This window comes from Shimia aestuarii (assembly GCF_022814865.1).
GTDB classification, from domain to species: Bacteria; Pseudomonadota; Alphaproteobacteria; order Rhodobacterales; family Rhodobacteraceae; genus Shimia; species Shimia aestuarii_A.
This window is the reverse complement of record NZ_JAKVRD010000001.1, coordinates 1-19096: the sequence shown is the minus strand read 5'-3', so window position 1 is coordinate 19096 and position 19096 is coordinate 1. Positions and strand designations below refer to the sequence as shown.

General features: G+C 61.6%; 16 protein-coding genes. 11 read left to right on the top strand and 5 right to left on the bottom strand.

Annotation, left to right across the window (positions count from 1 at the left end; genetic code table 11):
* Positions 1-11: 11 nt before the first annotated feature.
* The 3 genes from MK745_RS00080 to MK745_RS00070 are packed head-to-tail and all read right to left on the bottom strand — an operon-like array spanning position 12 to position 3525.
* Entirely contained in the window at positions 12-932 is a 921-nt protein-coding gene (locus MK745_RS00080) for an ABC transporter permease (protein WP_243611235.1), read from the bottom strand.
* Positions 932-2011 carry an ABC transporter permease gene (locus MK745_RS00075; protein ID WP_243611234.1) on the bottom strand — a complete coding sequence of 360 codons (1080 nt, stop codon included), beginning with the start codon at positions 2009-2011 and terminating at the stop codon, positions 932-934. Before MK745_RS00075 ends, MK745_RS00080 begins: the two co-directional genes overlap by 1 nt.
* Positions 2008-3525: an ABC transporter ATP-binding protein gene (locus MK745_RS00070; RefSeq protein ID WP_243611233.1), complete on the bottom strand. Its 1518-nt coding sequence runs from the start codon at positions 3523-3525 to the stop codon at positions 2008-2010. Before MK745_RS00070 ends, MK745_RS00075 begins: the two co-directional genes overlap by 4 nt.
* 222 nt (positions 3526-3747) lie before the next feature.
* On the opposite strand from MK745_RS00070, the gene MK745_RS00065 reads away from it, so the two are divergent.
* Both MK745_RS00065 and dnaE read left to right on the top strand, forming a co-directional pair.
* Positions 3748-4557, top strand: a complete 810-nt coding sequence (locus MK745_RS00065) for a DUF6544 family protein (protein WP_243611232.1) — start codon at positions 3748-3750, stop codon at positions 4555-4557.
* A gap of 130 nt (positions 4558-4687) precedes the next feature.
* Entirely contained in the window at positions 4688-8212 is a 3525-nt protein-coding gene (dnaE, locus tag MK745_RS00060; protein ID WP_243611231.1) for a DNA polymerase III subunit alpha, read from the top strand.
* A gap of 118 nt (positions 8213-8330) precedes the next feature.
* On the opposite strand, the gene MK745_RS00055 is transcribed toward dnaE, so the two are convergent.
* Complete coding sequence (locus MK745_RS00055; protein ID WP_243611230.1) at positions 8331-8525, bottom strand: SlyX family protein; 195 nt, start codon at positions 8523-8525, stop codon at positions 8331-8333.
* A gap of 101 nt (positions 8526-8626) precedes the next feature.
* Here MK745_RS00055 and MK745_RS00050 point away from each other — a divergent pair, with 101 nt between their 5' ends.
* From MK745_RS00050 to MK745_RS00030, 5 genes are all read left to right on the top strand, one after another.
* A complete protein-coding gene (locus MK745_RS00050; RefSeq protein WP_243611229.1) occupies positions 8627-9430 on the top strand; it encodes a crotonase/enoyl-CoA hydratase family protein in 804 nt (267 codons plus the stop codon).
* Between the two features lie 85 nt (positions 9431-9515).
* Complete coding sequence (hisS, locus tag MK745_RS00045; RefSeq protein WP_243611228.1) at positions 9516-11006, top strand: histidine--tRNA ligase; 1491 nt, start codon at positions 9516-9518, stop codon at positions 11004-11006.
* 1 nt (position 11007) lies between these two features.
* Positions 11008-12093 (top strand): ATP phosphoribosyltransferase regulatory subunit, encoded by a 1086-nt coding sequence (locus MK745_RS00040; protein WP_243611227.1) that lies wholly within the window; start codon positions 11008-11010, stop codon positions 12091-12093.
* Complete coding sequence (hisG, locus tag MK745_RS00035) at positions 12090-12788, top strand: ATP phosphoribosyltransferase (protein ID WP_243611226.1); 699 nt, start codon at positions 12090-12092, stop codon at positions 12786-12788. Before MK745_RS00040 ends, hisG begins: the two co-directional genes overlap by 4 nt.
* Positions 12789-12847: 59 nt before the next feature.
* Positions 12848-13609 (top strand): ion channel, encoded by a 762-nt coding sequence (locus tag MK745_RS00030; RefSeq protein WP_243611225.1) that lies wholly within the window; start codon positions 12848-12850, stop codon positions 13607-13609.
* Between the two features lie 2 nt (positions 13610-13611).
* Here the strand turns inward: MK745_RS00030 and MK745_RS00025 are convergent, their stop codons facing one another.
* Positions 13612-14043, bottom strand: a complete 432-nt coding sequence (locus tag MK745_RS00025; protein WP_243611224.1) for a DUF1489 family protein — start codon at positions 14041-14043, stop codon at positions 13612-13614.
* A gap of 180 nt (positions 14044-14223) precedes the next feature.
* Between MK745_RS00025 and MK745_RS00020 the strand changes: the two genes are divergently transcribed.
* From MK745_RS00020 to MK745_RS00005, 4 genes are all read left to right on the top strand, one after another.
* The gene (locus MK745_RS00020) at positions 14224-16503 is read left to right on the top strand and encodes an adenosylcobalamin-dependent ribonucleoside-diphosphate reductase (RefSeq protein WP_243611223.1); all 2280 of its coding nucleotides are present in this window, start codon (positions 14224-14226) and stop codon (positions 16501-16503) included.
* Between the two features lie 321 nt (positions 16504-16824).
* A complete protein-coding gene (locus MK745_RS00015) occupies positions 16825-17874 on the top strand; it encodes an AAA family ATPase (RefSeq protein ID WP_243611222.1) in 1050 nt (349 codons plus the stop codon).
* A 90-nt stretch (positions 17875-17964) separates the two neighbouring features.
* On the top strand, positions 17965-18408 hold the full coding sequence (locus MK745_RS00010) for a DUF6634 family protein (protein WP_243611221.1): 444 nt from the start codon (positions 17965-17967) through the stop codon (positions 18406-18408).
* Between the two features lie 441 nt (positions 18409-18849).
* Positions 18850-19096 (top strand): hypothetical protein (locus MK745_RS00005; protein WP_243611220.1); only part of this gene is annotated, 247 nt, incomplete at its 3' end.

Below are 19096 nucleotides of genomic sequence, written 5' to 3'. Positions count from 1 at the left end.
GATGCCGCGCATTATTGCGAGGCGTGGAAACTGCGGCCGAGCGAGGCGGGTGCGCCGCTCTTGTCAGCCGACATGATAACCAGCACGAGGATGGTTATCAGATATGGCGACATTGCCAAGTATTCGACGGGAATCGCAACGCCTGCGGCCTGTAGATTGAGTTGTAGCACGTTGATGCCGCCAAAGAGATAGGCACCAAGCAGCACGCGCCAGGGTTTCCAGCTTGCAAATACCACGAGGGCGAGGGCGATCCAGCCGATGCCGGCGGTCATACCTTCGGTCCATTGGGGCACACGAATGAGCGAGATATAGGCCCCGCCGACACCTGCACAGGCACCGCCAAAGAGGATCGCGAGGACGCGCACGCGGATCACGCTATAGCCAAGCGCGTGGGCGGCATCGTGGTTTTCACCGACGGCGCGCAGGATGAGACCGCCGCGGGTGAACTTGAGGAAGGCCCAGACTGCCGCCGTGAGGAGGAGGCCGAAGTAGAGGATCGGATCGTGGCCGAACAGGATCGGGCCGACCACGGGCAGGTCAGAGAGCACGGGGATGTCGAGGCGGGTCATCGCCGGGGGGCGGATGCCGACATAGCCTTGTCCCATGAGCGCCGAGAGGCCGAGGCCAAAGAGGGTCAGCGCAAGGCCGGAGGCGACCTGATTGGCCAGCGCGAACTGGGTCAGGAAGGCGAAGAGGAACGAGAGGGCGGCACCAGCCACGGCGGCGGCGAGGACGCCGACATAGGGCGAGCCGGTCTCGACCGAGACGGCAAAGCCCGCGATGGCGCCGGTGATCATCATGCCTTCGACGCCGAGGTTGAGGACGCCGGAGCGTTCGACCACCAATTCGCCAATCGCGGCGAGTAGGAGCGGTGTTGCGGCGACCATGAGGGAGGCGACAAGGAGGACGGGGTTGATGGCTGAGAGATCCATTATGCAGTCCCCTTCATAGCAAGTTTCACGCGGTAGTTGGTCAAGAGGTCAAGCGCCAGCAGGAAGAACAGGAGCATGCCCTGGAAGACCTGGATGGCGGAGGCGGGGAGGCCCATTTGGGATTCCGCGATGTCACCGCCGATATAGGTGAGTGCCATGAGGAGACCGGCGAGGAGGATGCCGACCGGGTGCAGGCGACCCAGGAAGGCGACGATGATGGCGGTGAAGCCGTAGCCGACATTGAAGTCGATGCTCACCTGACCGGAGGGACCTGCGACCTCGAAGAGGCCAGCGAGACCGGCGAGCATGCCGGAGGTGCCGAGGCAGAACAGGATCAAGCGGGTTGGGTTCACGCCCGCAAAGCGCGCGGCGCGGCGGGCTTCACCTGTCAGGCGGATGTTGAAGCCGAGAATGTGCTTGTTGAGGAGGACATAGGCCATGATGACGGCGATCATCGCGGCGACCACGCCCCAGTGCATGCCGTAGTCTTGCGCGATCCAGCTATTTGCGGCCTCCCATTCAGCGATGTTGCGTGAGCCGGGAAAGCCAAAGCCTTGCGGGTTCTTCAAGAGGCCGAGGGACATCGAGGCAAGGAGCTGTTCGGCGACATAGACGAGCATCAGCGAGACGAGGATTTCATTGGTGCCGAATTTCACCTTGAGAAGCGCCGGGATCATCGCCCAGATCCAGCCCCCCAGCGCCCCGGCAAGAACCATGAGCGGGAAGATCAGGACACTTTCGGACGGGTAGAGGGCAAGGCCCGCCGCCGCGCCGCAGATCGCGCCCATGATATACTGGCCCTCGGCGCCGATATTCCAGATCCCGGCACGGAAGCCGAGGGAAAGGCCGATGGCGATCAGCACAAGCGGCGCGCCTTTCACGAGGAGTTGTGGCCGGTAGTAGAAGGCATATTCGCCAAAGAGCGGATCCCAGAAGATCGTGCGGATGGCTTCGAACGGGTTCTTGCCCAGCGCAGCAAAGAGCAGGCCCCCGGCGATCATGGTCACGATCACGGCAAAGACGGGCGTGCTCATCGACAGCAGGCGCGAGGGTTCGGGGCGTTTCTCGAGAACAATCATGCGGCGGCTCCTTCGGAGGCGTCGGCGCCGCCCATCATCAGACCGATCTCGTCTATGGTCAGGCCCAAGGCGGGGCGGATTTCGGAGAGGCGGCCTTCATTGAGGGCGCCGAAATGGTCGGCGATCTCCATCAGCTCGTCGAGATCCTGCGAGATGACGACGAGGGCGGCGCCTTCGGCAGCGAGGTCGAGAAGCGCCTGACGGATCGAAGCCGCAGCGGCGGCGTCAACGCCCCATGTCGGTTGATTGACGACGAGGACTTGCGGGTTTTGCAGAACCTCGCGGCCAATGACGAATTTTTGCAGGTTACCGCCGGAGAGCGAGCGCGCGGCGCTTGTCGGGCCGGGGGTGCGCACATCGAAGGCCGAGATGATGCGTTCGGCAAATTTCGTTGTGGCGTTCCAGTCCACAAAACCGTTGTTCATCAGCTTTTCGCGGATCGCCCCGGTCAGGAGGGCGTTCTCGGTCAGGCTCATATCCGGGGCGGCAGCATGGCCGAGCCGTTCTTCGGGCGCGGCAAGGATGCCAAGTTCGCGCCGTTCGTTGGGGCCGAAATGGCCGACAGGTTTGTCGTTGACGGTAATCGTTTCCGCTTCGGTCGGGGCTTCGCCGGAGAGCGCGGCGAGGAGTTCGTCCTGCCCGTTGCCCGCGACGCCGCCAAGGCCGAGTATCTCCCCGGCGTGCACGGTAAAGGAGATGTTCTTGAGCCGGGTGCCAAACGGGTTGGCCGAGGATAGCGACAGATCGTTGACACGCAGCACCGGCGCGCCTTCTTCCTTGGCGGATCGGGTCGGTGTGTGGAGCGTGTCGCCCACCATCATCTCGGCCATCTGCCGCGCTGTGGTTTCGGACGGGATGCAGGTGCCGACGTTCTTGCCAAGGCGCAGGATCGTGGCGTGATCGCAGAGGGTGCGGATTTCCTCGAGCTTGTGCGAGATGTAGAGGATCGCGGTGCCTTCGGATTTGAGTTTGTTTAGAGTCTTGAACAGGATCTCGACCTCTTGCGGGGTCAGAACCGAGGTCGGTTCGTCCATGATCAGGAGTTTCGGGTCTTGCAGCAGGCAGCGGATGATCTCGACCCGCTGGCGTTCGCCGGCGGAGAGGTCACCGACGATGCGGTCGGGATCGAGCGGCAGCCCGTAATTCTCGGAGACCGAGCGGATCTGCGCGGCGAGATCGCGCATCGAAGGCGGGTTCTCCATGCCGAGGGCGACGTTCTCTGCGACATTCAAGGCGTCGAAGAGGGAAAAGTGTTGAAACACCATTGCGACGCCGGTGGCGCGGGCGGCTCGTGGTTCGGGCGGCGCGAATTCGCCGCCACGCCATGTCATGGTGCCGCTATCGGGCTTTACAAGGCCGTAGATCATCTTGACGAGAGTTGATTTCCCGGCGCCATTCTCCCCCAAGAGGGCGTGGACTTCGCCTTCCTGAATATCGAAGGAGACTGAATCATTTGCCACCACTCCGGGGTAGGCCTTGGTCAGGCCGCGGATACTTAGCAAAGTCCCTGTCATATGTTTTTTCCCTGAAGGGGCAGAGCCGTTACCCGGCATGCCGTTTTTTGTGCCGACCCACACTAGGAAGGGGGGATTGATCTTGGCAAGGGAAACTTGGGTCAGGACGCCGCCTGGCTGGGCAAATGGCTAAATTTTCGGCATTGCTGGGGTCTTATAAAAACGTTAAGTTTCAGACGGTTGCGCGCACATTATTATTTGGAAAAACCTGAAGGTGTTTCAATGAACCTCTGGGCTTGGCTGCTTGTGTTCGCCCTCTTTCTGGTGGTTGCGGGCTTGATTTTGGGGCGCTTCCTGTTCGAGCGGGCCGCGAACTGGTGTGCGGGCGAGATGAGCAAGGCGGACGGCCCGGTTCAGCAGGCACCAATGCCACGCATCGTGCGGGATTTTGCGCGCCGCAACGGGGCGGGCCGGGGGCCGCGGGTGCGTCGGGTCGAGCTTGGACAATCGGTCGAGATGCGGCTTGAGCGGCGGGGGCGCTGGACCCGGCTTTGGGCGTGGCAATGGATTTGCGTGCGCGAGCCGGGCTTTGTCTGGAAAGCGGGTCAGCAGCTTTGGAGGCCGCTGGCGAAAATCCTCGTGCTGGATGCCTATGTGTGGGGCGAAGGGCGACTTTGGGTCAATCTCCTTGGGGCGATCCCGGTGGTGCGGGCGAAGGGCGCGGATATCGATCGGGGCGAGGCGATGCGCTATCTCGCAGAGCTCCCGTGGGTGCCGGATGCGATCCTCGAGAACGGGGCGCTGATCTGGAACCAGATCGAGGCGCAGCGCGTGCGGGTCAGCCTTGGCGAGGTGGCGGTCGAGTTCCGGTTCGATGGAGCGGGCGATATTGTCGAGATGACGGCCAAGGGTCGCCCGGTGCGCGACCCTGATGGCGAAAGCCGCTTGCGCGATTGGCGCGGGCGGTTTTCGGAGTATCGTTGGATCGGGGGGCGGCGCATTCCGGCGCGGGGCGAGGTCGGGTATGATTATCCGGATGGCTATGAGCCCTATTGGCGCGGTGAGATCAACGCCTGCCACCTGCGTCACTGAGAGGGGGGGAGGGGCCAGCCCCTCTTGGCCGCCTGAAGGCGGCCAATTCACCCCGGGATATTTCCGGCAAGAGGAAGAGCAGGGCGTTTGGCCCATTCCAAAGGGCGGCGCGCTCGGGTAGCCTTGCGGGATGACGAGCGATCCCCGATTCATCCATCTCCGCGTGCATACCGAATACTCCCTTCTCGAGGGGGCGGTTCGGGTCAAGAAACTTCCCGGCATGTGCGCCGATATGAACATGCCCGCGGTGGCGATCACCGACACCAACAGCCTTTTCGCGGCGTTGGAGTTCTCCGTCACGGCGAGCGGGGCCGGGGTGCAGCCGATCATCGGTTGTCAGGTCGATGTGACGCCACCGGAAGACGAGGTGCCGAACAATGGGCGGGGTCAGATCGCCAAGCCGGCGCCGATTGTCCTATTGGCGCAGAATGAGGTCGGGTATGAGAACCTGATGAAGCTTTCCTCCTGTCTCTATGTGGACAAGGGCGGGCAGTTGCCGCAGGTCAGCATGGACGAGCTGGCGGTGCATGGCGCGGGACTGATCTGTTTGACCGGTGGGGCGGACGGGCCTGTCGGGCGGCTGATGCAGGCGGGCAAATGGGACGAGGCCGATGCGCTCATGCGGCGGTTTCACGAGATTTATGGCGATGGGCTCTATATCGAGTTGCAGCGCCATCCGGGCGAGGGCGGGTTGCCGGAGCCGGAACGCGCCACGGAACGCTGGTTCATCGAGATGGCCTATGAGATGGCGATCCCGCTGGTGGCGACCAACGACGTCTATTTCCCCAAGAGCGATATGTATGAGGCACATGATGCGCTGATCTGTATCGCGGACGGGGCTTATGTCGATCAGCAGGAGGGGCGTCGCCGCCTCACGCCGCAGCATTATTTCAAGAGCCAGGAAGAGATGGTCACGCTTTTTGCGGACCTGCCGGAAGCGATCGAGAACACGGTCGAGATCGCCAAGCGCTGTGCTTTTATGGCCTATCGGCGCGATCCGATCCTGCCGAAATTCGCCGATGACGAGGTCGCGGAATTGCGGCGGATGGCGAATGAGGGACTTCAGGCGCGGCTTGCCGTGATCCCACATGCGGTCAGTGTCGAGAAATACCAGGAACGGCTCGATTTCGAGCTTGGGATTATCGAGGGGATGGGGTTCCCCGGCTACTTTCTTATCGTTGCGGACTTTATCCAATGGGCCAAGGACCACGATATCCCGGTCGGGCCGGGGCGGGGCTCTGGCGCGGGCTCGCTCGTGGCCTATGCGCTGACGATTACCGACCTTGATCCGCTGCGCTATTCGCTTCTGTTCGAACGCTTCCTCAACCCGGAACGTGTTTCGATGCCGGACTTTGACATCGACTTTTGCATGGACCGGCGCGAAGAGGTGATCCGTTACGTGCAGGAGAAATATGGCCGCGACAAGGTGGGCCAGATCATCACCTTTGGTGCGCTTTTGTCGAAAGCGGCGGTGCGCGATATCGGGCGGGTGTTGCAGATGCCCTATGGGCAGGTGGACCGCCTCTCGAAGCTGATCCCGGTCGAGGGGGTCAAGCCGATGTCGATCGCGGATTCGCTCAAGGAAGAGCCGCGTTTGCGCGAGGCGGCGCGCGAGGAAGAGGTTGTTGATCTCCTTTTGACCTATGGTCAGCAGGTCGAGGGCCTTTTGCGCAATGCGTCGACCCACGCGGCGGGGGTTGTGATCGGGGATCGGCCCTTGGATCATCTCGTGCCCTTGTACCAAGACCCGCGGTCAGACATGCCCGCGACGCAGTTCAACATGAAATGGGTCGAGCAGGCGGGGCTCGTGAAGTTCGACTTCCTTGGCCTGAAGACGCTCACCGTGATCCAGAATGCGATCGAGCAGATTCACGCGTCGGGGCGTGACTTGCATGTCGCGGCGGATGGCACGCAGCTTTATGAACCGGCGGACGGGGCGGAGAACCAGATCAACGCCATCCCGCTTGATGATGAGGCGACTTACAAGCTTTACGCCTCGGCCAAGACCGTCGCTGTGTTCCAGGTTGAAAGCTCGGGCATGATGGACGCCCTGAAGCGGATGAAGCCGACCTGTATCGAGGATATTGTTGCGCTTGTGGCGCTTTATCGTCCGGGTCCGATGGAGAATATCCCGACCTATTGCGAGGTGAAGAACGGTCTGAAGGAGATCACCTCGGTGCATCCCTTGATCGACCATATCCTCGAAGAGACGCAGGGCATCATCGTCTATCAGGAGCAGGTGATGCAGATTGCGCAGGTCATGGCGAACTACACGCTTGGCGGTGCGGACCTGCTGCGTCGTGCGATGGGCAAGAAGATCAAGGAGGCGATGGACGCCGAGCGCCCGAAGTTTGAGACCGGCGCGGCGGAGAACGGGGTCGACAAGGCAAAGGCCTCAGAGGTGTTCGACCTTCTCGAGAAATTCGCCAACTACGGTTTCAACAAATCGCACGCGGCGGCCTATGCGGTGGTGTCCTATCAGACCGCATGGCTCAAGGCGAACCATCCGGTTGAGTTCATGGCAGGCGTGATGAACTGCGATATTCATCTGACCGACAAGCTCGCCGTGTATTTCGAAGAGGTGAAGAAGGCGCTGGCGCTGCCTTTCGTGCCGCCTTGTGTCAATCGTTCGGATGCGATGTTCAAGGTTGTCGACGGGGCGCTCGTCTATGCGCTGGGCGCGTTGAAGAATGTCGGCGTCGAGGCGATGCGGCTTGTGACCGAGGGGCGCAAGGTCGAGGGCGTGGAGAAGCCCTTTGCGACGCTTTATGATTTTGCGCGCCGGGTGGATTTGAAGCGGGTGGGTAAGCGCCCCTTGGAGATGCTGGCGCGCTCGGGGGCGTTTGACGAGTTGGACGCGAACCGGCGGCGGGTTCTCGAGAGCCTCGATTCCTTGGTGAATTACTCGGCGGCGATCCATGAGCAAAAAGCCTCCAACCAGGTCTCGCTCTTTGGTGAGGCGGGGGACGACCTGCCGGAGCCGCGGCTTTCGCCGGTGGGCGATTGGCTCCCGGCGGAGCGGCTTGACGAGGAGGCGAAGGCGATTGGCTTCTTCCTGTCTGGCCATCCGCTCGAGGATTACATGCCTGCGCTCAAGCGCAAGAAGGTTCTGACGCTTGACGAGGTGGCCGAGCAGGCCAAGGGCGGGCCATGCGTCGTCAAGCTCGCCGGGCGGGTGTCTGGGCGGCAAGAGCGTAAGTCTATGAAGGGCAACCGGTTCGCCTTTGCGCAATTGAGCGACCCGACCGGGGCCTATGAGGTGACGATCTTCTCAGACACGCTCGAGAAGAGCCGGGAGTATCTCGAAACCGGATCCAAGGTTGTTGTGACGGCGGAGGCGACGCTTGAGTCGGAGCAGTTGAAATTGCTGGCGCGCTCGATTGCGCCGATTGATGCAGTGGTTGCCGATGCGGGTAGTGCGGGCTTGAAGGTGTTCCTCGAGGATGCCGAGGCCGTCGGGCCGGTGGCCAATGTGCTGCAGCAGGCCGCGGAGACCGTGAAGGCGGGGGCGAAGGGGCCGGTGCTCTTTTGTCTGATGAGCGCGGACCTGCCCGGCGAGGTCGAGATCGACACCGGCCGGGAATTTCCGGTCAACCCGCAGATCAAGGGCGCGATCAAATCGCTCGATGGGGTGATGGCGGTCGAGGAGTATTGAGGGGGCGTTCTCAAGCCCATTTGAATTGGGGGCGCTGCCCCCAAACCAATCACTCCTCATTGGGGGGCCAGCCCCCCAACCCCCCCGGGATATTTCTGGCAAGAGGAAGAATTGGGCGTCAGTAATGCGGTGGGCGTTCGTCGCCGAGGACCACGCCGCCGGTGCCTTCGGATTCGCGGGTGGCTTCGCGCTCCATGAGCATGTGCACCCGGCGAGTCAGCACGGCGATTTCTGCATCCTGACGGGCGATGATCTCGGAGAGGTCATCGACGGTGCGGGTCAGGTGGGCGATCTGGGCTTCGAGGTCTTCCATGCCTCTTGCGATAGGCCGCTTGCGCGTCGGGGTCAAGCGACGCGGCGTCTGTCTTGACCGGAACGGGGCGGGGTGCTGCGGTTGGTGAGGGAGGAGACATCATGAGCATTTCAGTCGAGACAGAAGGCCGGGTGCGGATCGTGACGATCCAGCGGCCAGAGGCGCGCAACGCGGTCAACCCGGAGGTGGCGCGGGCGCTTTTTGAGGCGTTTTGTGCCTTTGAGGCAGATGAGACCGTGGATGTGGCGATCCTGACGGGAGCGGGCGGGCATTTCTGTGCGGGCTACGATCTTAAGGCGGCGGCGGGAGAGGGCGGTGCGGCCTGGCTGGCGCAGGTGGATATCCCGGAAGGCTGGCAGGATGCGGCGGCAGAGCCGATTCCGGGGCCAATGGGGCCATCGCGGCTTATGCTGACGAAGCCCGTCATCGCGGCGGTCGAGGGCTATGCGGTTGCCGGCGGGATCGAGTTGGCGGCGTGGTGCGACATGCGGGTGGCGAGCGAAAGCGCGACATTCGGGGTTTTCTGTCGCCGGTGGGGCGTGCCGTTGATCGACGGCGGCACCGTGCGCTTGCCGAGAATCCTCGGGCAGGGGCGGGCCAATGACCTGATCCTCACCGGGCGGCCCGTGGGGGCGGAAGAGGCCTACCGGATGGGGCTTTCCGACCGGGTTGTGCCGGAAGGCGGGGCGCTGGCGGCGGCGAAAGAGATTGCCGAGGGGCTGGTGCGGTTTCCGCAAGCCTGCATGCGGGCGGATTTCGCCTCGGGCCGGATGGATGGCGCAGCATTGGCGAGTTTGATCCGTCGCGAGTGGGCCTCGTTCGCGGCCTTTGCCGCCGAGGGCGCGGCGGGTGCGGCGCGGTTTGCCTCGGGCAAGGGTCGGGGCGGCGATTTCGGGGATATCTAGCCCCCCTGTTACAGAGGGTTTGCTTGCCCCCGTGCGGTCCATTGGGTAAAGGCGGGGCGACTGCAAACCGAAGGGACCATGCGACATGGCCAAAGTGAAGAAAGCCCCCCGCCCCAAGGCGATCACGCCCAAGGGGTTCCGCGACTATTTCGGCGCCGAGGTGACCGAACGTGCAGAGATGCTGCAGAAGATCGCGGGGGTCTATCATCATTACGGGTTTGATGCGTTGGAATCGAGTGCTGTCGAGACCGTCGAGGCGCTTGGCAAGTTCCTGCCGGATGTGGACCGGCCCAACGAGGGCGTCTTTGCGTGGCAGGAATTTGACGAGAACGACAAAGGCGACTGGATGGCGCTGCGCTATGATCTGACGGCGCCGTTGGCGCGGGTCTATGCGCAGCATCGTAATGAGTTGCCGACGCCGTATCGGCGCTATGCGATGGGCCCGGTCTGGCGCAATGAGAAGCCGGGGCCGGGGCGGTTCCGCCAGTTCTATCAGTGTGATGCGGATACCGTGGGCACGGCGAGCATGGCGGCGGATGCGGAGATTTGCGCGATGCTGTCGGATACGCTCGAGGCGGTGGGTATTCCGCGTGGCGACTACATCGTTCGGGTGAACAACCGGAAGGTTTTGAACGGGGTGCTTGAGGCCATGGGCCTTGGCGACGATCAGGACCGCAAGGATGCAGTTCTGCGCACTATCGACAAGTTCGACAAGGTTGGCGAGGCAGGTGTGCGCGAGTTGCTCGGAAAGGGGCGTCTTGATGCGTCGGGAGCCTTTATCGACGGCGTGGGCCTCAGCGATGAACAGGCGGCGCCGGTTGTGGCGTTTCTGACCTCTAAAGCGGATTCCGCGGATGAGACCTTTGCCAACCTGCGCGAGGCGGTGGGCGAGTCCAAGGTCGGCGCGGACGGCATTGCCGAGTTGGAGCAGATCGCGGCGCTTCTTGAGGCGGGCGGTTATGGCGCGGACCGGATCGAGATTGATCCTTCGGTGGTGCGCGGGCTTGGCTATTACACCGGGCCGGTGTTCGAGGCAGAACTCACCTTCGAGATTTTTGACGAGAAAGGTCGCAAGCGGCAGTTCGGCTCGGTCGCGGGCGGGGGGCGCTATGACGATCTCGTGGCGCGGTTTACCGGGCAGGCAGTGCCAGCCGTGGGTGTGTCGATCGGGGTGGATCGCCTTCTGGCCGCGCTGCACGAGAAGGGCCGGATCGGCGGGACGGTGCAGGGGCCTGTGGTTGTCACGGTCATGGATCGCGCCCGGATGGCCGAGTATCAGGCGATGGTTGCAGAGCTTCGTAATGCGGGTATTCGCGCCGAGGTTTACCTTGGCAACCCGAAGAACTTTGGCAACCAGCTCAAATACGCGGACAAGCGCAATTCGCCTTTGGCCGTAATCGCGGGCGGGGACGAGTTCGATGCGGGCAAGGTGCAGATCAAGGACCTGATCCTTGGCGCGAAGATTGCCGAGAGCGCGACGCTCGAGGAATGGAAAGAGCGCCCGAGCCAGTTCGAGGTGCCGCGTGGCGACCTTGTGGTGAAGGTGCGCGAAATCCTTGCGGGGCAGGACAGCTAACATGCCGGCACGGGGAAAAATCCGGGCGCGGGCGGCAGAGCTGCGCGCCATGTTCGAGGCGGAAGGGGCGCAGCCGGTCGAGACCAATGTCTTGCAGCCTGCCGAAGTCCTTCTCGACCTATATGGTGAGGATATCCGGGGGCGCGCCTATGTGACCTCGGACACGCTTCGGGGCGAGCAGATGCTGCGGCCCGATTTCACGGTGCCTGTTGTGCAGATGCATATGGAGCACGGCGCGGAGCCTGCGCGCTATACCTATTCGGGGCAGGTGTTCCGGCGGCAGGAAGACGACGCCAGCAAGGACAATGAGTATACGCAGGTCGGCTATGAGGTCTTTGACCGCGAGAATCCGGCGGCGGCGGATGCGGAGGTTTTCGCGCTGATCCAGTCGGTCGTGGCGCCCTTGGGGCTTCGGGCGGCGACAGGGGATATTGGTGTCCTCATGGCAGCGGTGCAGGGGCTTGAGACGAGCGCGCGGCGCAAGGCTGCGCTGATGCGTCATATCTGGCGGCCGCGTCGGTTCCGGGCGTTGATCGAACGCTTTGCAGGCCGTGCGCCTGTACCTGCGAGCCGATCTGCGCTCTTGGCCAAGACTGATCCGATGGCGATTGACGCGCCGATGATCGGGATGCGCTCGGAAGCGGAGATTGCGGCGCGGATCGAGGCGCTGCGCGAAGACGCCGAGACGCCGCCCTTGTCGGCGGGACAGGTCGAGATGCTCGAGGCGCTTTTGGGCGTGCGCGAGACGCTGCCTTTCGCGCTCGAGCACCTGCGCGATATCGCGGTCGATATGCCCGCGATCACAGAGGCCGTGTTCCGGATCAAGGACCGGATGGAGGCGCTTGCCGCGCGCGGCGTCGATGTCGATGCGCTTGAGTTCGAGACGAGCTATGGGCGCACCCAGATGGAATACTATGATGGGTTCGTCTTTGGGTTCTACGCCGAGGGGCGGCATGACATGCCGCCTGTCGCGACGGGCGGGCGGTATGATGCGCTGACCCGTGTGCTTGGCCAAGGGCGCGAAATCCCGGCTGTGGGCGGGGTGATCCGCCCGGGCCTGATGCTGCAACTGGAGGGCGTGCTATGACGATCAAGCTTGGCGTGCCGTCCAAGGGGCGGTTGATGGAAAAGACATTCGACTGGTTCGGGGCGCGGGGCGTGACGCTCGCGCGGACCGGATCGGAACGGGAATATGCCGGGGCCGTGGAAGGCGTCGAGGGGGTCGAACTGGTGCTGTTGTCGGCGGGGGAGATCCCGCGCGAACTTGCTGCGGGTCGCATCCATTTCGGCGTCACCGGCACGGACCTCGTGCGCGAAAAGCTTGGCCAGTGGGACCAGCAGGTCGAAGAGGTCGAGCCGCTCGGGTTCGGGCAGGCGGATCTGATCATTGCGGTGCCAAAGATTTGGGTCGATGTGGACACGCTCGACGATCTTGACGCGGCGGCGGCGGCGTTCCGGGCGGAACACGGGTTCCGCGTGCGGATCGCGACGAAGTATCACCGGCTCGTGCGGGAGTTCCTGCGCGACAATGGCGTTGCGGACTATCAGCTTGTCGACAGCCAAGGCGCGACGGAAGGCACGGTCAAGAACCTGACCGCCGAAGCTGTGGCGGATATCACGTCGACGGGGGATACGCTTCGGGCGAACCACCTGAAGATCCTTGCGGATGGCCTTATCCTCCGCAGTCAGGCGACCCTCTGGCGCAGCCGCAGGGCGCCGGTCGATGACGCGGAAAAGGCGGCGCTCGAGACGTTGGTCGCGAAGCTCGGGGTTGACGGCTAGGCTTGCAGTTGACCGCAGCGCAGGGCTAGGCTTGGCGCGGAAAGAAGCAGGAGGCTGGCGTGCTGGCGCGGCTCAAAGAGCTATACGAGGGGCATGGCCCGGCATCGCATCGGTTTCGCTATGCCCTTCTGATCTTTGATATCCTGACGATCCTGTTTGTGATCGTGACCTCTTTCATTCCCCATACGCCTGCCATCGAGATCACCGACCTCGTGCTTGGTGTGGTGATCCTTGCGGATTTCCTTGTGCGGGTGGCGATTGAGAGGCGGAAGGGGATGTTCTTTCTGCGGGTCGCGACATGGACCGATATCATTGCCATTGTCTCCTTCATTGCGCCGATAGCGGGAGAGGGGCTTGGGTTCCTGCGCATCCTGCGCACACTGCGCCTTCTGCATACCTATCAACTGCTGCATCGGTTGCGGGCGGATTTCCCTTATTTCCGGCGCAACGAAGAGGTGGTGCTTGCCGCGATCAACCTCGCGGTGTTTCTTTTCGTGATGACGGGCCTGATCTATGCGCTTCAGCACGAGGTCAATCCGGACATCCGCAACTATGCCGACGCGCTCTATTTCACGGTGACGACCCTTACCACGACGGGGTTCGGGGACATCACGCTAAGCGGCACAGGCGGGCGGATGCTCTCGGTCGGGGTGATGATTTTCGGGGTCACGCTTTTCCTGCGGCTGGCGCAGGTGCTGTTTCGTCCGCCAAAGGTCAAGGAGACTTGCAAGACCTGTGGGCTCAGCCTGCATGATGCGGACGCGGTGCATTGCAAGCATTGCGGCGCGGTCATTCATATTGAGACAGAAGGCGAGCTCTAGCCCTAAAGGACGCCTATTTCGGCCAGTGCGCGGTTCAGATCTTCGGGGAGGGCGTCTTCCTGATCCCGGCCTGGCGGCAGGTCGCGCGGGCTATCCTCAGGTTTGAGGTAGCGCCAGCCTTGAAACGGACGGCGCAGGGCCGAGGCCGTGCGGTGCAATTCCGGTTCGAGCACAATGGCGCAGCGGCGGATACCGTCCGCGCCGATCACCTCGTCGAGGCGACGAATCTTCTGCCGACACTGGATCGACCCTTTGATCACCCAATAGATCGAGCCGCCATTGAGCAATTCCGCCTCGCGTTTGGGCCACATGCGGGTGACGTGCCGCGGTAGGCCATCCGGTGTCTGGGCCGCGCGGCTTTCCTGCCAGGCGGCGAGGGTTTCGACGCTTTCTGTGCCGACGGACAGTTTGATGAGATTGACGGTCTTGGTCACTGGGAGCGGCTCTCGTGGAATGAACCTCATATAGTAGGTTAATTCCGAGCAGCGGCAAGGCGTTGTGCCTCAATTGTCATTTCAGGGCATTTTTCCACCCCTCAAAGCGTTGTGTCGCGGGGGTGGTTCGGGTTACTCTGGGAACCTCTTCCGCGAACAGCACCGACAGGGAATCACCGCATGAGCCGCTTTGCCGCCCCGATCGCCGAGTCCATCTGGGACATGAAATACCGCTTCAAAGAGGCCGATGGGACGGCAATCGACAAGACGGTCGAGGATTCGTGGCGTCGAATCGCGCGTGATCTGGCGCGGGTCGAGGACGATTCCAAAGGCTGGGAAGAGAAGTTTTACGGCGCGCTTGAGGATTTCAAATTCCTGCCCGCAGGACGGATCACCGCCGGGGCCGGAACGGGACGGTCCGTGACGCTTTTCAACTGTTTCGTGATGGGCACGATCCCCGACAGCATGGCGGGTATCTTCGACATGCTCAAGGAAGCCGCCCTGACGATGCAGCAGGGGGGCGGGATCGGTTATGATTTCTCGACCATCCGTCCGCGCGGCGCGGATGTGATGGGCGTGGCAGCGGATGCGTCGGGGCCGCTTTCGTTCATGGATGTGTGGGACGCGATGTGCCGCACGATCATGTCTGCCGGGTCGCGCCGAGGGGCGATGATGGCGACGATGCGCTGTGATCACCCGGATATCGAACAATTCATCACCGCGAAATCCGATCCGGCGCGGCTTCGGATGTTCAACATGTCGGTGCTTGTCACCGACGCCTTCATGGAAGCCGTGAAGGCGGATGGGCCGTGGGAGCTCAAGTTCGGGGACAAGGTCTATCACACGGTGGATGCGCGCGATCTTTGGAACAAGATCATGCAGTCGACCTATGATTATGCCGAGCCCGGCGTGATCTTTATCGACCGCATCAACCAGATGAATAACCTCAGCTATTGCGAGACCATCGCGGCGACGAACCCTTGCGGCGAGCAGCCGCTGCCGCCCTATGGGGCCTGTCTGCTTGGCTCGATCAACCTTGCGCGGCTGGTGAAAGAGCCGTTCGAGGACGCCGCCGCGCTTGATGAGGCGGAGCTTTCGGAGCTTGTCGCGCTGGCGGTGCGGATGATGGACAACGTGGTCGACGCCTCGCGCTTCCCGTTGCCGGAACAGGCCGAAGAGGCGCGCAACAAGCGCCGGATCGGGCTTGGCGTGACAGGTCTTGCCGATGCGCTTTTGATGCTTGGCCTGCGTTATGGCAGCGAAGAGGCGGCAGAGCAGACGGAAAAATGGATGAAGGCGATCGCGCGGGCGTCCTATTTGGCGTCGGTCGATCTTGCCAAGGAGAAGGGCGCGTTCCCGCTTTTCGATAAAGAGAAATATGTATCTGGCGGGCTTGTCGCGCATATGGATGAAGACGTGAAGGCGGCAATTGCCGAACATGGAATTCGCAATGCGCTTTTGACGTCTATCGCGCCGACGGGCACAATCAGCCTTTATGCGGGCAATGTCTCGAGCGGGATCGAGCCGGTCTTTGCCTATGCCTATACGCGCAAGGTGCTTCAGAAGGACGGCAGCCGCACCGAGGAAGAGGTTGTCGATTACGCCGTGCAGATGTGGCGCGACAAGTTCGGGGACAAGGCGCTTCCTGACTATTTCGTCAACGCCCAGACCCTGTCGCCCGCCGATCACGTGCGGATGCAGGCGGCGGCGCAATCGTGGATCGACTCGTCGATTTCCAAGACCATCAACTGTCCTGAGGATATCTCCTTTGAGGCGTTCAAAGACGTCTACATGCAGGCTTGGGATACCGGCTGTAAGGGCTGCACGACTTATCGTCCGAATGACGTTACCGGGTCGGTGCTTGCCGTGTCGGAGAAGACGGAAAGTGCGCCGGGCGAGAAACCCGAAGATCACGTCGCCGATGGCGAGGTCATCTATATGGCGGAACCGCTTGAGCGGCCCAAGGCGCTTGAAGGGGCCACGTATAAGCTCAAGTGGCCCGATAGTGAGCACGCGATTTACCTCACTGTGAATGATGTGATCATCAATGGTCATCGGCGTCCGTTCGAGGTCTTCATCAATTCCAAGAACATGGAGCATTACGCCTGGACGCTGGCGCTGACGCGGATGATCTCGGCGGTGTTCCGTCGCGGCGGGGATGTGTCTTTTGTCGTCGAAGAGCTCAAGGCCGTGTTCGACCCGCGCGGCGGTGCATGGATGGAAGGGAAATACATCCCGTCGATCCTTGCCGCGATCGGCGGCGTGATCGAGCGCCACATGATCGCCATCGGCTTTATCGAGGGCGAGGGTCTTGGCCTCAAGGCAGACCCCACTACCGAAGCTATGGCCGTGGGCGAAGCCCCGCGCGGCAAGGCCTGCCCGTCTTGTGGTCAGTTCGAGATGCGGATGGTTGAAGGCTGCATGACCTGTGCGAGCTGTGGCCACTCCAAATGCGGCTAGGCCTGCCTGGGGCTGTTGTTGTGAGATGTTTCGGCGGGCAATTGAGGGACATTCCGGCCAAAAAAACGGACATTTGTTGGGTATAAAATGACCAGTGGAAGCTAAGTTATTGATATTGCTTGAAATGAAGAACGCCGGCCCGAAAGGGCCGGCGTTCTTTCATTCTGGGTTGGCCCGCGGTGGGCGAGGTTGACCTGAGCAGCTACATGTTCTCATAACGTTCTCAAGGATCCGGATCCTTTTACTGAAACCCTTGGCAGCCCCGCGCTGCCGAATGCTGGTCGCCAATCGAATGGCGCGCCGGCTCAGAGAGGATACCCAATGCCCCGAATACCGTTTGCCGATGTCAGGTTCCCTCCCGAAAACCTGCCAACTGAATTCGAGCTCAACACGCGCCTGAAACGTTTCCTGTGGCGGTACAAGGAGAACATGGAAAACCCTCCAGATGAGTGGAGCTTGTCGGAAGAGGACCGCGCAAAGATAGAGCGCCGAACACAGAAATACCTCCGCGCGGTCGCGAACCAATCCGGGTTGGCGCATCTCGACAGGAAAGATCGTGCGCGGCTCGAGGTCTTCCGCAATGGCGCAGAGATACAGCCCGTAGAGACAGAGCACCGCGCTGACGAGATCGCCAGCGCTATTCATACCGCCATGCCGTGGATGGCACCTGCCACTGATCGTCTCTGGCAGGATATGCGGGCTTCGGTCCGCGACGGCGACCCTGCGCCCCGTCTGAGACCGATGCTTCTTGTTGGTCCACCAGGGATCGGGAAGAGCCACTTTGCCCGCCTGCTTGGGGATCTGCTCTCCGTGCCAACGACAATCATCGAAGCCACAGGGGAGCCTGCCTCGTTTGCTGTGACGGGGTCACAGAGGGGCTGGGGTTCGGCGAGCCCCGGAAAGGTTCTGGAAGGGATCATGGCGTCTCAAATTGCCAACCCTGTGATCGTGATCGACGAGATTGAGAAGGCTGGGGGTGTCCAGTCGACTGGCGGACAGCGCTATTCCCTGGATGAGGGTCTGCTACCGCTCCTAGAGAGGTCTACCGCGCGCCACTGGTCATGTCCGTACTTCCGCATCGGCTTCGACATGTCCTGGATTACTTGGATCCTGACAGCCAATAGCCTTCGTGGTCTGTCGGCGCCTTTCCTGAGCCGCTGTCCACCCACGGAACTGGCCGCCTTGACGCAAGAACACCTGATTGGCTTTGCGGAACGGGATGGGACGCGTCGCGATCTTCCCCAGGATGCGGTTGATGCGGTCAAGGAGATTATCGAGGCCATCCGGACTCCGCACCACGTCAGCCTGCGCTCGGTCATTCGGATGCTGGATGCTGTCGAGCAAGCGATGAACCGCCCTCTGTTGCACTGAACAAGGTCGGCGGGGCCGAGGGGCGTCTCGTCCGAACGGCCATGCTGCTTACCCCACAATCAGACAATCAATCTTACTTTGGAGTTCCCCATGAACAATAGACACTTCTGGGCTCAGAAAATTCGTACCGCTATCACCGCTGCCGAAGGTGGCCCTTCGGAACATGACCTCGCCGAGGCACCGGTGCTGAACTACTGGCGTCCGCATATCACTCATCATGGCGCCCCAATCTTGTGGGGGATGGCTTCGGGGCATCCAACACTGGCCGAGGGCTGGATCACAACCTCGCAGCTTGTCGCGATTGACGCCAACCGAGCTTGGGCGCGTACGGCGTCTCGATGGTATGTTCTGGCTCAACCCTTCTCTGACTATGAGGCGACGATCGCCGAGAGCCTCGGGATGGAAGAAGCCCCTTCAGGATTCGTTCAGATTGACCTGCCAGGGTATCGGCCACTGGATGACCTGTTGCTGCTTGATGAGCTGTTAGGGGCCTGGCGGGAACGTATGGCGCGTAACGACACGGGAGAGGGCTGATATGCGCGGCGAGGTTGACCCGGGGTGCCGATATTGAGGAACGACAGGGAGAGAAAGTTCGGGTGCCCCCCTAGGTTCGAGCTCTTGTCAGCAATCCACCGGAGGAGCGGCGTAATGATGCCAGCATTGCCGTGGAAAGCGTTACAGACAAAAAATCATATTTGTCTATAATCCCGCAACGGTGGACCGAGGTGGCTTTGTTGCTTCCGGCCCTGAGCCGACGTTCAGGTATCTTGTCGCCAATGACTGGTTCGATGCCAAAGCCGATCCCGCCGCGTAGCGTTGAGAGCCACGGTTTAGTGAACCGCATTGTCCGAGGTGAAAACGAAAATTTCAGTGTAGTGTTCGTACCCAAGGCTTGCGACGCAAGCCGTTATCTTGTTCATTTACCCTCGCGCGTAAGAAGAACTGAAAAGTGAAAGCTCCCTCATGCCAGTTTCGATGGATGAATTTATTAGTCTGGTTGACCCAGAGAAAACTGTCCTTCTGTTCGGAGCGGGTGCGTCTATCCCGTCAGGAGCTCCAGGCGTCAATGAACTGGTTGGGCATTTCGCCGAGAAGTATGAACTGGATAAGGATCTGGAGCTGGCTGAGATAACGTTTTTGGCCGAGAAGAAAGCAAGTAGGCGAAAAGTAATAACTGATCTAAGAAAATTCTTTCCGCACGTTAAGCCGAAAGGCGGACTAT

Coding starts and splice junctions, on each gene's coding strand:
- MK745_RS00080 (WP_243611235.1), bottom strand. CDS start 932: ATGGATCTCTCAGCCATCAACCCCGTCCTCCTTGTCGCCTCCCTCATG.
- MK745_RS00075 (WP_243611234.1), bottom strand. CDS start 2,011: ATGATTGTTCTCGAGAAACGCCCCGAACCCTCGCGCCTGCTGTCGATG.
- MK745_RS00070 (WP_243611233.1), bottom strand. CDS start 3,525: ATGACAGGGACTTTGCTAAGTATCCGCGGCCTGACCAAGGCCTACCCC.
- MK745_RS00065 (WP_243611232.1), top strand. CDS start 3,748: ATGAACCTCTGGGCTTGGCTGCTTGTGTTCGCCCTCTTTCTGGTGGTT.
- dnaE (WP_243611231.1), top strand. CDS start 4,688: ATGACGAGCGATCCCCGATTCATCCATCTCCGCGTGCATACCGAATAC.
- MK745_RS00055 (WP_243611230.1), bottom strand. CDS start 8,525: ATGGAAGACCTCGAAGCCCAGATCGCCCACCTGACCCGCACCGTCGAT.
- MK745_RS00050 (WP_243611229.1), top strand. CDS start 8,627: ATGAGCATTTCAGTCGAGACAGAAGGCCGGGTGCGGATCGTGACGATC.
- hisS (WP_243611228.1), top strand. CDS start 9,516: ATGGCCAAAGTGAAGAAAGCCCCCCGCCCCAAGGCGATCACGCCCAAG.
- MK745_RS00040 (WP_243611227.1), top strand. CDS start 11,008: ATGCCGGCACGGGGAAAAATCCGGGCGCGGGCGGCAGAGCTGCGCGCC.
- hisG (WP_243611226.1), top strand. CDS start 12,090: ATGACGATCAAGCTTGGCGTGCCGTCCAAGGGGCGGTTGATGGAAAAG.
- MK745_RS00020 (WP_243611223.1), top strand. CDS start 14,224: ATGAGCCGCTTTGCCGCCCCGATCGCCGAGTCCATCTGGGACATGAAA.
- MK745_RS00015 (WP_243611222.1), top strand. CDS start 16,825: ATGCCCCGAATACCGTTTGCCGATGTCAGGTTCCCTCCCGAAAACCTG.
- MK745_RS00010 (WP_243611221.1), top strand. CDS start 17,965: ATGAACAATAGACACTTCTGGGCTCAGAAAATTCGTACCGCTATCACC.